Raw genomic sequence first — 13,103 nt, forward strand, 5'->3', positions numbered from 1 at the left:
TGTTCCAGAGACCGCCGACGATCCGTGAGATGTGTGAATGTCGTAGCCCACAGGGGGAGATCGTCCGGCAGGACAGAGGGGGGTGTCGTAGGGCGCGATCTGAGTTGAGGCGGTTGCAGCACTTGAGGCCGGCTCGACCCCCACGAGCGAAGGCCGTCGCGTTGAAGCGACGATCAATAACAACTGTCAAACTATTCGGCGGGCACCGTGCGCGGGGGCACGCCAGCGTTGGCCTTCGCCTGCTGCTTCTCGACCCAGACGCTATGATGCTCCTTTGCCCAGTTCAGATCGACGGTGCCTGACCCCATCGCTTCATAAGCGCCTTCCATCCCGAGCGTGCCGATATAGATGTGGGCGATGATGACGGCGATCATGAGGACGCCGACAATCGCGTGGATATACTGAGCCGTCTGCATGCCGTTGATATCGGCAAAGGCGAACGGGAACAGCATGAAAATGCCCGAGACGGAGAGGGCAATCCCCCCCAGTACGACCGCCCAGAAGATGAGCTTCTGGCCAGTGTTGAAGCGTCCCGCCGGCGGGTGTGTCCTGTTCGACTTGTCGAAAAAGCCGCCGCCGACCTTGAGCCAGTTCACGTCGTAACGGTCGGGAAGATTATCCCAAACCCACGCAACCAGCATGACCAGAACGCCGAGCATGAATGCCCAGGAAACGAAGTCGTGCGCGTATTTCGCCCAGACCGACCAGGTCGAGAATGCCTCCGGGCCGATGAGCGGCATCAGCAGGCGCTTGCCGAAGACGAAGTTCAGACCGGTGATGGCCAGGATGATGAACGCTGTCGCCGTGGTCCAATGGGCGAGCCGTTCGATCGCATTGAAGCGCAGGATCTTGATCCCCGATTCACCCGCCCGTGTGCGGATGCGGCCCCTGATGAAATAGAACAACGCCAGCACCAACAGCATGCCGAGTATGGCGATGCCGCCGATCCAGGGCAATGCGCCCTCGTGGAAGCCGCGATAATCGCGCCCCTGCGGCTGCTGCAAAGTCGCCGCTTTCCCGTCCGGTATGGTGACGCGGCCCTGGATTTTGTTCAGCTCTTCGAGAAGCTGCTGCTCGTTCACGGCCTGGGCAGTCGGATTGCTCCCGGACGTCTCCTGCGCTCCTGCCGGGACGAGCAGCCCCAGAGCCAGAATGAATGCCGCGACAGTCGGCGCAATCAGTCGACCAAGGTTCCAGACCTGCATTCTTCAGTCCTCCCTAGTTCACCTCTTCGCGGCGGCAGACCAGATCGCCTTCAGACCGTGATCGTCTCCCGATAGGCCGTCTGCCAGCCCCATGCGCCGGAGCCGTAGCCGCGCTGGGTCACACGTTCCTTGTAGATGGCGGCGATGATCTCGCCGTCTCCGGCAAGCAGCGACTTGGTCGAGCACATCTCGGCGCAAAGCGGCAGCTTGCCTTCGGCCAGCCGGTTGGCGCCGTATTTGGCGTATTCGGCCTCCGTGGAATCCGGTTCCGGACCGGCTGCGCAGAAGGTGCATTTGTCCATCTTGCCGCGCGACCCGAAATTGCCGACGCGGGGATATTGCGGTGCGCCGAACGGGCAGGCGTAGAAGCAATAGCCGCAGCCGATGCACAGATCCTTCGAGTGCAGGACCACCGCGTCGGCCGTCGTGTAGAAGCAGTCGACCGGACAGACCGCGGCACATGGGGCGTCGGTGCAATGCATGCACGCCATCGTGACGGAACGCTCGCCCGGCTTGCCGTCATTGATCGTGACAACGCGGCGACGGTTGATGCCCCACGGCACGTCATGCTCGTTCTTGCAGGCCGTCACGCAGGCGTTGCATTCGATGCATCGGTCGGCGTCGCAAAGGAACTTCATCCTGGCCATTTTTCGTTCCTCCTCTTACACCGCCGAGATCTGGCAAAGCGTGACCTTCGGCTCCTGCATTCCCGTCACCGGGTCATAGCCATAGGTCGTGACGGAATTGACGCTTTCGCCGAGCACATAGGGATCGGCGCCTTGCGGATAGTTGGCCCGCAGGTCGTTGCCCTGGAACCAGCCGCCGAAATGGAAGGGCATGAACGCGACGCCCCTGCCGACGCGCTCGGTCACCAGCGCCTTCACTCTGGCCTTCGAGTTGTTCTCCGCCCCGTTCACCCAGACCCAGGCGCCGTCGCTGATGCCTCGTTCCGACGCATCGGCCGGGTTGATTTCGACGAACATCTCCTGCTGCAATTCGGCCAGCCACCGGTTCGACCGTGTCTCTTCGCCGCCGCCTTCGTATTCGACGAGCCGGCCCGAGGTGAGAATGATGGGGAAGGACTTGGCGATGCCGTTGTCCACTGCCGCCTTCTGCACGCTGAAGCCGATGTTGGGCAGCCGGAACTGCGTGGCGTCGGGATAAGTCGGATATTTCGCGACCAGCTCCACCTTGGGCGTATAGATCGGCTCGCGATGGATCGGCACCGGGTCCGGCAGGTTCCAGGCGACCGCGCGCGCCTTGCCGTTCCCATAGGGATGGCAGCCATGGCTCAGCACCACGCGTTGGATGCCGCCTGAGAGGTCGGTCGACCAGGATACCTTGTCGATGTCGTCGCCGATTTTTTCGATCACGGCGAGTTCTTCCGCCGTCAGGTCCTTGTCCCAGCCGAGCTTCTTGAGCACGGCCATGGTGAACTCCGGATAGCCGTCGGTGAGTTCCGAGCCTTGCGTGTAGGATCCTTCCGCCAGGAGCGTCTCGCCGTTCCGCTCGACGCCGAAACGGGCGCGGAAGGGGCTGCCGCCATCCATGACGTGCAGGCCGGTGCTGTAGAGATTGGCGGTTCCGGGGTGGCGGATTTCCGGCTTTCCCCAACACGGCCAAGGCAGGCCGTAATAGTCGCCGCCGACCTCGGGATCGTCCTTCGGCGCGCGCGTCGTCACCAGATCGAACTTCGCCTGGTTCTTCATATGCGCCTTGAGCCGCTCGGGCGACTGGCCGCAATAGCCCGTGGACCAACTGCCGCGGTTCATCTCGCGCAACACGTCCTCCGGCACCGGGCGGTCGCCTTCGACGGCGATCTTCTTGAACATCCAGTCGGCGAGGCCGAGTTTCTTCGAGAGCAGATAGATGACCTGATAGTCGTCCTTCTGCTCGAAGCTCGGCTTGACGATCTGCTCACCCCATTGGAGGGCACGGTTGGAGGCGACGCGCGAACCAGAGGTCTCGAATTGCGTGCAGACCGGCAAGAGGTAGGTATTGTCCTGGCGTCCCGCCTGAACTGCCAGCGACGCCCAGGTGGTCGGGTGGGGATCGGCGACGACCAGGAGTTCCAGGCCTGCCAGGCCTTTCATCGACTCCGGGATGCGAGCGATACTGTTGCTTGCGTGACCCTGCACGAACATCGCCCGCATGGTTTCCGGCTGCTGGACCTGATCCTTTGGCAGCGCAACCGAATCGAACCACCGCGTCAGCGGAATACCGGGCGTCTCCATCAGTTCCTTGGACGCGAACTGGCCGAGAAGGTCCTCGTAAGGAATCTCCCAGACCCGCGACCAGTGCTTCCAGGCGCCTTCCGTTAGACCGTAGTAGAAGGGCAGGGTGACCACGTCGAGCCCGATGTCGGTCGCGCCCTGTACGTTGTCATGGCCGCGGAAGATGTTCGCGCCGGTGCCCGGCTTGCCGACATTGCCGGTGGCGAGGCAAAGGATGCAGCTCGCGCGCGTGTTCGCCGTGCCGACGGTGTGATGCGTCTGGCCCATGCACCAGATGATCGTCGCCGGTTTCTGGGTGGCGAACATCTCGGCGACACGCTTCACCTGTTCGCCGGGAACCCCGGTGATCAGTTCCACCTCTTCCGGGGGATATTTCGCCACTTCCTTGCGAATCTCGTCCATCCCGTAGACGCGCTGGGCAATGAATTCCTTGTCTTCCCAGCCGTTCTCGAAAATGTGCCAGAGCATGCCCCACAAAAGCGCGATGTCCGTGCCGGACCGGAACCGGACATATTCCGTCGCATGCGCCGCGGTACGGGTGAACCTCGGATCGATGACGATCAGGTTGGCCTTGTTGAGCTCCTTGCCTTCGAGCAGATGCTGCATCGAGATCGGATGCGCCTCGGCCGGGTTGCCGCCCATGATCACCATGGTCTTGGAGTTGCGGATGTCGTTGAACGAGTTCGTCATCGCGCCGTAGCCCCACGTGTTGGCGACGCCGGCGACAGTCGTCGAATGACAGATACGTGCCTGATGGTCCTGGTTGTTCGTACCCCACAGCGCGGCGAGCTTGCGGAAAAGATAAGTTCCTTCATTGGAGAATTTCGCCGACCCCATCCAGTAGACGGATTCCGGCCCCGATTTCTCGCGGATCTCCAACAGCTTGTCGCCGATCGCGTTGATCGCTTCGTCCCAGGTCGTGCGCTCCCACTGCCCGCCGACCAGCTTCATCGGATATTTGAGCCGACGGTCGCTATGCACGAGCTCGCGCACGCTCGCGCCCTTGGCGCAATGGGAACCGCGGTTGATGGGGCTGTCCCAGGACGGCTCCTGTCCGGTCCAGACGCCGTTCTGGACTTCGGCGGTGACCGTGCAGCCGACAGCGCAGTGCGTGCAGATGCTCTTCTTCAGTTCGATCGGCACGCCCGGCTGCGGAGGGCTGATCGCGGCAGCCTTCCTGACCGTGCCGAGTTGAAACGAGCCGAACGCGGCCATCGCGCCGGCGGCGAGCCCGGAGCGGCGAAGAAATGCTCGCCGGTCCATCGGAGCCGCCGCCGCAGTTCCGATCAGGGCCTGCAGTCTCGTGCGGCTTGCTTGTCCGTTCTTCCGCTTCGTCAGCATGGCGCCCTCACTTCTTCAACGTCTCGTAGCCGTTCACACGGTAGAAGGCCTTGACGTGGTCGGTCTCCTGATAGCGGGCCCGCGTTTCTTCCTCCCCGGGGTCATAGGCCTGCGCCTCTCCCGGAGCGAGCGTGGCAGCCGCCACGGCAGTGGTGGATGCGCCGCCGAAAGCCCGAAGGAAGTTGCGGCGGCTGAGCGCCGTCTGTCGCTTTTCCTGCATTTCATCCTCCTCTGGGCATCCGGGCCGGTGGCGTATGTCTATGTGCTTCGCCGCGTCTCCATGGCGAAGCCGTTGGTTTCGATGTCGATGAACAGCCGGCCGGTCATGCCGACTGCGCTGTAGAAACTGGCGGCGTTGGCGTTCTCCAGGTCGGCGAAGAATTGCGGCGCCCATGGCGCGATATGCCGCTCGAAGAAGTCCTGCTCCTCCTCGGCCGAGATCACGAAATGATCCGCGGCGAATCCGCTCATGATTTCGCAGAGCGTGCCGAGGTGATCCTCGGGCTCGGAATGGCCCTCGGCCCGCTCGAGCCCAAGCCGCTTCATGTCGCCGCGAAGACGGGCCAGCGGCCGTTCATTGAGGAAGCCGGTCAAGTAGTATGACGCGTAGGGGAGGAGTTCGCCGCGCCCGACTCCGATGAACAGGTTGAAATACTCCCGGCTGATCTTGTCGGCGGAAGCCGTTGCCGCTGCTCGCCCAAGGGCGGCGTGAGCCTGGCCGAGTGGTGTGTCGGTGCTGTCTTGCAGGCCGGAAAGCCGCCTCAGCAAATCGGCATCGGGAGGGCCGAGCAGAAGCGAGGCGAGGAGGGCGTACTCATTGGCACGAGCAAGATCGACCTCGTCAAGCTCAACAGCCCTGGCGTCCAGGGTCGGAACGTCCGCCCCGCCTGATGTTGCCTGGTCCAGGGCCAAGTCTGGGTTCATCATGACCTCGACCGTGCTGCCCAAGAGTGGGTGATTCATAGTAGCCCGACATTCAACGAATGCAACAGGTTCTAGGCAAAAGTTGCTGAGCTGGTTGTTCGGGCGGCCGCTCGCCTCAGCGTGGCAGCGCGCTTCCGTGGCGCGGCCGGGCAGTGGGCTGGGACAACTGCTCAGGCTCGGCCGTTCCCTCTTGGCTGACGACCGTCTCGAACGGGTCGGATGTGGGAGATTGCGAGCTTGCCGAAAGCTGCCGAGGCTCGGGCGGCACGTCGCTGGAAGCAGGGTGATCGGTGTCGTCCGGAGGTGTGTCCGCCTGTTGTTCGGACAGGTCAGCCGGCGCTCGTGCCGATTGCGCCTGCGGCGCGCCCGGAGCCGTAGCCTTCTCTCCCGCGTCGGCGTCCAGCGCGCGGCCTATCGTCGACAGGAAGTCAACGACGGCGTCGTTTGGGTCGAGCGAACCGAAACCGGCCATGGAGCCGGGTTGGTTGAAGTCCCAGGCGTATTCTGCGGGACCGACATAGTCGCGTATGGCTGGATCGAGTGACCACATCTTCCGCATCGCCGCGCCCTTCAATGCCTTGGGCACGCCCTTTCGCAGGAACACCGACAAGTCGCTATCGACGGTGAGGTCCTCGACGCGGGGGAGCGACTCGATTGGCTCTACCGTTTCGGCCTCCGTCGTATCCGGTTCCGCTGGAGCGAGTTGCTGATCGATAGAGTCTGCCTTGGCCTGGGCCGTTGGCTTATCGAGCGCATGCGCCTCTTCATCCGGCGTTTGAAACTCGGTGGAACGCGCGGCCTGTTTGCGGCGCGACCAGCGGGCGAAAAGATTTTCGTTCCCGGCGCTCATCTGGTGTCGTCCCTGGGCCGAGAACGAGGATCCCGCCTGGCCATCGCCTCGGGATCGGCGCGATCGCGCTTGCGCTTAATGAAGGGCCGCTCGACGTGGTGCGCCTCCACGAAGGCGACGAGCTGCTGTTGCAGTTCGGCCGGCATCGGCACGGCCTCGATGACCTCGGTGGCTGTTTCAGTCAGCGCCTCCGCCTCGGCAGGGTCAGCCGTCACCAGGTGCAGCGCAACGCCGGGCGCCGCATTCGTTTGCCGGAGCGATACCCACAGGCTGGGCCGCTGGGAGCGGAGGTTGTCGCGATACATCGCCGTGTCGGAACCGAAGAGCTCGAGCTCGAATGTTCCGGCAAAATAACGCGTCACTCCGGCGGCTTCGTGCAGCACCGTCCAAGGCGCCGCCATGGGTGCGCCCGCCAGCACGGCAACGGGCACCCACACGTGATCGACCCATGGGTTCTTCAGCGCCCGCCGCTCGACGATCACACCGATTTCGGCCGTCTCCCGTATCATGCGCTGCTCCTAGTTCGCCCCGGCCATGCTGCGCAGCGGCAGGCCGGCGACGAGGTTCTGCGGCTTCATGCGAACCGCCCGATCGGGCGTCATGGCCATGATCAGCCAGACGGGCCGCGCTCCCACCGCCGGCTTCACCTGGATAATGTCGGAAAAGCTGAGGCGGAACAGGGCGATGACACGCTCGGCGGCCTCCGGATCAAGCTCCTTGCCCGTCCATAATCCGTTGCCGATGCGCGTGGCCTCGGCGTCCAGCCCCACGAACCACGCCCAGTCCTCGTCCTCGATCCGCTCGACCGGTTCGATCTTCACCTCGACCGCGAGCAGATGGCGTATCCAGATCTCCATCGCATTCGCAAACCCGCGCCGCGCGCTGCTGCCGGCGCCTCCGAGATTGAGCACCATGTCGAAAGCGTCGCTCCTCTCGAAGTAGCTTGCAGCGTTCTTCTCTTCCAGAATTTCGAGCTCGGTAACGGCCGGGCCGCCGAGCATGCTCAGGAGAGGCGAGGCGTGGCGGTTCTGCTCGTGCACTTCGATGATTTCGGCATCTGCGAGGAGCAGGGCTCCCTCATGGAAGGTTACCCGCTGTGGCCGATAGAACAATTCCGCCGCGCGAAGGACATGGGGATCCTGTTCTCCATTCAACGCATTGCGGAGCACCACCTGCGCGAGCTGGTTCATGAAGAGCGACGGAATGGAGATGGCCGAACCGCGCGCCAGCGAGAGATAGGCGGCCTCGAGAGAAGGATGGGAGAGAAGATGATCGCGGAAGGCGATCATGACCTCCCAATTCTCGCGTGCGTCGGCGTCTTCCAGCGCGGAGATCTCCTCCTTGCCCACTGGGCGGCGCGGATGATGCATCAAAAGTTCGTGGTGCAGGCGCAACTCCGCCTCGCAGGCCGTCTCCGGCGGGAGAAGCTCGGGCCGCGCGAGATATGTCTTCAGAAATGCGTCGGTCACCTGCAGGCGGCCGTTCCCGTCCCGATCCAGCAGATGGTGGCCCGAGGAGATCCAGAAATCCTTCATTTCCGCCCTCCGGCCAGTGTGAGAAGGTCGATCTCTCCCGCCGACCTCTCTTCCTCCTCGACCTCGACGAAGCGGAAAGCGGCGGCAGGGTCCAGCCGGCTCACCTTGCGGTGGAGCGTCCGGAACGACTCCCGGATTCCGGCATCTTCGGCAGCGCGGTGGAGTGCCAGCAACGTGTTCGGCGGATGGTCGCACAGGGATTGCGCGAAGGCTATCTCCTCCTCGGCGGCGGGTCGTGCGGCCTCGATACCGGGCGCGCCGCAGTGCGCGACAAGCTGCTCCGCCAGCCGTTCAACTGCCGCCGCGCGCTCCTCGATCGTCGCCTCGGTCACGACGACGAGGGTGGACCACCCAAAGCTCTCGATGCCGAGAAAGCCGGCGCGAAAGGCTTGCCGGTGCTTGCCCGAGAGCTTCTCGACGTCGGCGCCGAAGAAAAGGAAGGTGCCGGTGACGGCCCATTCGCCCGGTTCCGCGGCGCGTGGATAGACAAAGGTATCCGAAGGATCGAGGCGGATCGTTCGCGGCAGCTTCAAAGCCATGGCATTCCAGTCGCTGGGTCGAGCCAGGACGGCGATGCGAGGGCCGCCGCCAGCCTTTGCCGTCCCGAGAATCCGCGGCCGGGCGTCTCGGAAATCATGAGATCGCCGTTGTCGGCAAGCCGAGCCCCATCGCCCCTCCGGTTCAGGCGCTCGAGCCATAGCCTCGCGATCGGTGAGAAACCGGCTTCGCTCCACTCGTCGAATTCGGCCATCAGGTGACGGGAGAAACTGGCGATGATGTCGCCTGGATCGGCCGTTTCGAACCCCAGTTCATCGAGCCCGCCAAGGAGCGGCCGCCCTCCCGGCTCGTCGGCGCGAATCACGGCCGTGCGGATCATGGCGGAGAAAACGAGCCAGTCGGGAGTCTCGTTCTCCGGTGTCCCTTCCGGCCAGCCCAGGCGGGCGCCTCCGACGAGAACCCCGTCGATGCGGATCGTGTCGGGCCAGTCGAAGGTCACCAGCCGCGAAGGCGGCGCATGCATCGTAAGCGCCTTCGCCAACGCGTTCATGCCTGCATAGATGGCGCGGCGCGCCTCGGCCAGAGGCTCCTCGGGCTCAAGCACCACCGCGAATTCGGCCAAATCGTAGCGTCGCACCCACACGAGCGTCCCGGCACCTTGCTCGTCGGCGACCGCGCAGGCATGCGCGAATGCATCCCCGGCCTCTCGCAACGGGACGAGGTCATAGGGCGGGGGCAGGTCGAGAGCGCGGTCGGTGACCGATGCGCGAGTGGACATGGTGCCGGTCCATAAGTTGATGACGGCTGTCTCACATTCTCTATAATACTTCCAAAGAGGTGGCGCTACGGCGTCGCCGGGAGGCGGGATGAGCCTGGACAAACCGCGCACGATCTTCGTCTGCTCCTGTGAACGGAGCATGCCGGGGTTTGGCAATAGCGTTGGCCGTGGATGCCGGAACGCACGGATCGAGTCCGGAGATCAATTCTGCGGCGTCGAGCTCGATCGCGTCCGCAGCGCATTGAGCGGCAACAGAGCGGTGACGATAGCCTGCACGCAGCAGGCGCCGCTTTTCCGCGAGGTCTCGGAGGAAGCCGGCTTCGAAGGCGATCTCGCTTTCGTGAACATCCGCGAGATGGCGGGGTGGTCACAGCAGGCCGCAGAGGCGGGCGCAAAGGCGGCAGCGCTTGTCGCAATGGCCGCCGAGCCGGCATCGGCACCCGCGCTCGTCACGCTTTCCAGCAACGGCGTGATCCTCGTCTACGGCCGCGGCGAGACGGCGATCGAGGCTGGACAGGAGCTCGCGGACAAGCTGGACGTCACGGTTGTCCTCAGCCATGCCGACGAGGTCGCGCCGCACCGGGTTTGGGATTTCCCGGTGGTGCAGGGCACGATCCGGAATGCGCGGGGTCATCTCGGGGCCTTCGAGTTGACGGTCGACGATTTCGCATTGCCGGCTCCATCTTCGCGCGACCGTCTGCGTTTCGGAACGTCGCGCGATGGTGCGGTCTCGAACGCCGACATCATTCTCGACCTCTCCGGCGGCGTTCCGCTCTTCCCCGCCCATGAACTGCGTGACGGCTATGTGAAGGCGGATCCCTCCGACCAGGCGGGCGTCGCCAGAGCGATCGCGAAGGCGGCCGATCTGGTCGGCGAATTCGACAAGCCGCGCTACATCGATTTTTCGGCCGAGCTGTGCGCGCATTCGCGGTCGCGGATCGTCGGCTGCACGCGCTGCCTCGATCTCTGTCCGACCGGAGCGATAACGCCCGCCGGCAATCACGTGGCGATAGACGCGGAAGTGTGCGCCGGCTGTGGGAACTGCGCGGCCGCCTGTCCGACGGGCGCTGCGGCCTATGCCATGCCCGATGCCGAGTTGCTGCTGCGGCGGTTGCGCACGCTGCTGGTCACCTATCGGGAGGCGGGCGGCGGCGACCCCATCCTGCTGTTCCATGACGCCGGGCACGGCGAGCCTCTCATCGATGCGCTTGCCCGCTTCGGCGCGGGCCTGCCGGCAAATGTCCTGCCAGTGGCTGTCAATGAAATTACCCAACTGGGTGTCGAGGCGTGGACCGCGCCGGTTGCCTGGGGCGCTGTCGCGGTCCGGGCGCTCTGCCCGGCCAAGCCGAAGCACGAGCTCTCCGGCTTGACCGGGAACGTCGCCATCGCCAACCTTCTCGGCCAGTCGCTCGGCTACGGCGCGGAGATCTGCGGAGTGATCGAAACCGACGACCCCGATAGTCTCCGGTCGGCGCTGGACCAGATGAGCCTGGGTTCGGGCCTTCGGAAGCCGGCGACCTTCCTGCCGCTCGGCGACAAGCGCAGCCTGTTGAGGAGCACGATGATCGCGCTGCATCAGGCCGCGCCCACGCCGGTCGACTGCGTGGCGTTGCCGGCCGCCGCCCCGTTCGGCGGCCTGGAGGTCGATGTCGAGGGCTGCACCCTGTGCCTCTCCTGCGTCTCGGCATGCCCGACCGGCGCGCTCTCCGACAGCGAAGAGCGGCCGGCCCTGTATTTTTCCGAGAGCGCCTGCGTGCAATGCGGCCTCTGCGCCGCGACCTGTCCGGAAAAGGTGATCACCCTGGTTCCGCAGGTGGATTTCCACGCATGGAGCGCGCCGCGCCGGGTGGTGAAGCAGGAAGAGCCCTACGACTGCATCCGCTGCGGCAAGCCCTTCGGTACCAGGAGCACGGTCGAGCGGATCGTCGCCAAGCTCGAGGGCAAGCACTGGATGTACGCGGGCGAGAATGCACAACGGCTCAATCTCGTGCGCATGTGCGACGATTGTCGCGTCGATGCCGTCGTGAACGAGCGGTTCGATCCCTATGCAGGTTCGGCCCGCCCCGCGCCACGGACGACCGAGGATTATCTCCGCGAGCGCGAGGTCTCACCAACAAAACGGATCAAAGTCTAGCCGCCGGTCTCTGCCTGCAGAAAGCGGATCAGGGCAGCCCGATCTTCGGGATTGCTGATCGTCTGTTCGGGCATCTTGGTGCCAGGGGTGTATTTGCTTGGGCCAAGCTCGAAGAGCTTCGACACCGTTTCAGGCGTCCAGACGATGTCCATCCCTTTGAAAGCGGGCGAATAGTGGTAGCCCGGCACGGATGCGATTCTGCGGCCGAAGACGCCATGCAGCGTGGGGCCGGCCCGGTTGCCGTCGTTCGGGCCCAGCGTGTGGCAGGCGACGCAGGCGCGAAAGACCTCCGCATCCGGATTGCCGGCATACTCGGCCATGGGATCGGCCTGGCCGGCGGCTGTCGTTCCGAGACGCTCCCCGGTCTCTACGTCCCATTCCCGCACGAGATGATCCCCTCCGCCGGCCAACAGCGTCTTGCCGCCAGCCGTGAAGGCGAGCGACCATATCGGCACGCCGGACACATCGAGCGCGCGAACAGGCTTCAGGGTCGTGGCGTCGAGCAATACGATCGGGTCATTGACGCCCGCGACGGCGAGATACTTCGCGTCGGGCAAGGCGGCCAAGGCAATCAGGGGCTTGGACGAGACCTCGACCTCCGCCCGGATCGTGCCGCTGCGATCGAGTTCGCGTACTTTGCCATCGGCGCCGCCGGCGAACAGGCGGTCGCCCGCCGATGTCGCAAGCGTGCTGAGCGGGGCCGGCATGACGACGCGGATGGGAGCCGCGGCGGCTTCGTCAGGCCAAAAGATGACGGTCGCGTCGTAGCCGGCACTGACGAGCGTGCCGTCGGAGAGGAAGGCGACGGCATTGACATTGCCGCGATGGCCTTCGAGCACGCGTGGTTCGCCGCCTGAAAGCGTCCAGAGCCGCACGCTGGTATCCCAGGACGCGGATGCGAGCGCGGAGCCATCGGGTGAGACGGCAAGCGCCGCCACGGGTGCGGTATGCCCTTGAAGGATGCGGGCAGGTGCGCTCTCGCCAGGCGTCCAGATGGCGATGCGACCGTCCGCGCCCGCGCTGGCAAACTGCCCATTCGGGAGGGCTGCGACGGCATTGACCTGACCGTCGTGAAAGAGAAGCACCTCACGCGCTTCGCCCTTATCCAGGGACCAGATGATCGCCTTGCTGTCGAAGCTGCCGGTGATCGCCGTTTTCCCATCCGCTGTAACGGAGATCGCCCTTACGGGGCCGCCATGGCCGCGTAGCTCCATACCTTGAGCGACCGCGCCGACAAGGAACGCAGCACACACCAGCAAGAGTCTCGTGAGCGTCATATTCATTGCGCAGCAGCCCGTTCCGTGCTCCGTTGACCGGCAGCGCCGCTCGCGGCAATCGCTGTCGAGCTTGCCGGACCGGCCATACCTTCACGTTTTTCGAGGCAATCATATGACCCAGAACATGGAAACCGATCCCTTCAACGTCTCGATGCGCAAGTTCCTGAAGCAGGTCGGCGTGACTTCGCAGCAGGCCATCGAGAAAGCCGTCGAGCAGAAGGGGCTGAAAGGGCAGGGGCGCCTGACCGTCAAGGCCGTCATCACGTCGGAGCGCGCCGGCCTGCATCATGTCGTCGAAGGCGAGATCGACCTCGGGTGAGAAAAAAC

The 13,103-nt window shown here is 64.5% G+C and carries 13 protein-coding genes; 2 read left to right on the forward strand and 11 right to left on the reverse strand.

Annotation, left to right across the window (positions count from 1 at the left end; genetic code table 11):
* Positions 1 to 191: 191 nt before the first annotated feature.
* From ACCO56_RS32395 to ACCO56_RS32440, 10 genes are all read right to left on the reverse strand, one after another.
* Positions 192 to 1,205 carry a formate dehydrogenase subunit gamma gene (locus tag ACCO56_RS32395; RefSeq protein WP_433645094.1) on the reverse strand — a complete coding sequence of 338 codons (1,014 nt, stop codon included), beginning with the start codon at positions 1,203 to 1,205 and terminating at the stop codon, positions 192 to 194.
* A 50-nt stretch (positions 1,206 to 1,255) separates the two neighbouring features.
* Positions 1,256 to 1,852 carry a formate dehydrogenase FDH3 subunit beta gene (fdh3B, locus tag ACCO56_RS32400; protein ID WP_433645095.1) on the reverse strand — a complete coding sequence of 199 codons (597 nt, stop codon included), beginning with the start codon at positions 1,850 to 1,852 and terminating at the stop codon, positions 1,256 to 1,258.
* A 15-nt stretch (positions 1,853 to 1,867) separates the two neighbouring features.
* A complete protein-coding gene (locus ACCO56_RS32405) occupies positions 1,868 to 4,780 on the reverse strand; it encodes a formate dehydrogenase subunit alpha (RefSeq protein ID WP_433645096.1) in 2,913 nt (970 codons plus the stop codon).
* 7 nt (positions 4,781 to 4,787) lie between these two features.
* Complete coding sequence (locus ACCO56_RS32410) at positions 4,788 to 5,000, reverse strand: formate dehydrogenase (protein WP_433645097.1); 213 nt, start codon at positions 4,998 to 5,000, stop codon at positions 4,788 to 4,790.
* A 38-nt stretch (positions 5,001 to 5,038) separates the two neighbouring features.
* Positions 5,039 to 5,743, reverse strand: a complete 705-nt coding sequence (locus ACCO56_RS32415; RefSeq protein WP_433645098.1) for a TorD/DmsD family molecular chaperone — start codon at positions 5,741 to 5,743, stop codon at positions 5,039 to 5,041.
* A gap of 76 nt (positions 5,744 to 5,819) precedes the next feature.
* Positions 5,820 to 6,554, reverse strand: a complete 735-nt coding sequence (locus ACCO56_RS32420) for a DUF3306 domain-containing protein (RefSeq protein WP_433645099.1) — start codon at positions 6,552 to 6,554, stop codon at positions 5,820 to 5,822.
* Positions 6,551 to 7,063 carry a DUF3305 domain-containing protein gene (locus ACCO56_RS32425; RefSeq protein WP_433645100.1) on the reverse strand — a complete coding sequence of 171 codons (513 nt, stop codon included), beginning with the start codon at positions 7,061 to 7,063 and terminating at the stop codon, positions 6,551 to 6,553. Before ACCO56_RS32425 ends, ACCO56_RS32420 begins: the two co-directional genes overlap by 4 nt.
* Positions 7,064 to 7,072: 9 nt before the next feature.
* A complete protein-coding gene (locus ACCO56_RS32430; RefSeq protein WP_433645101.1) occupies positions 7,073 to 8,089 on the reverse strand; it encodes a DUF6352 family protein in 1,017 nt (338 codons plus the stop codon).
* On the reverse strand, positions 8,086 to 8,628 hold the full coding sequence (locus tag ACCO56_RS32435) for a DUF6505 family protein (protein WP_433645102.1): 543 nt from the start codon (positions 8,626 to 8,628) through the stop codon (positions 8,086 to 8,088). Before ACCO56_RS32435 ends, ACCO56_RS32430 begins: the two co-directional genes overlap by 4 nt.
* Positions 8,619 to 9,365 (reverse strand): biotin/lipoate--protein ligase family protein, encoded by a 747-nt coding sequence (locus ACCO56_RS32440; protein WP_433645103.1) that lies wholly within the window; start codon positions 9,363 to 9,365, stop codon positions 8,619 to 8,621. The genes ACCO56_RS32435 and ACCO56_RS32440 overlap by 10 nt, the downstream gene beginning before the upstream one ends.
* An 88-nt stretch (positions 9,366 to 9,453) precedes the next feature.
* Between ACCO56_RS32440 and ACCO56_RS32445 the strand changes: the two genes are divergently transcribed.
* Positions 9,454 to 11,499: a 4Fe-4S binding protein gene (locus ACCO56_RS32445; protein ID WP_433645104.1), complete on the forward strand. Its 2,046-nt coding sequence runs from the start codon at positions 9,454 to 9,456 to the stop codon at positions 11,497 to 11,499.
* On the opposite strand, the gene ACCO56_RS32450 is transcribed toward ACCO56_RS32445, so the two are convergent.
* A complete protein-coding gene (locus ACCO56_RS32450) occupies positions 11,496 to 12,782 on the reverse strand; it encodes a hypothetical protein (protein ID WP_433645105.1) in 1,287 nt (428 codons plus the stop codon). The two genes, ACCO56_RS32445 and ACCO56_RS32450, sit on opposite strands and share 4 nt — an antisense overlap.
* Positions 12,783 to 12,888: 106 nt before the next feature.
* Here ACCO56_RS32450 and ACCO56_RS32455 point away from each other — a divergent pair, with 106 nt between their 5' ends.
* The gene (locus ACCO56_RS32455; RefSeq protein ID WP_433645106.1) at positions 12,889 to 13,095 is read left to right on the forward strand and encodes a DUF6494 family protein; all 207 of its coding nucleotides are present in this window, start codon (positions 12,889 to 12,891) and stop codon (positions 13,093 to 13,095) included.
* Positions 13,096 to 13,103 lie beyond the last annotated feature (8 nt).

It is taken from the genome of Mesorhizobium sp. 1B3, from assembly GCF_050958605.1.
Classification (GTDB): Bacteria; Pseudomonadota; Alphaproteobacteria; order Rhizobiales; family Rhizobiaceae.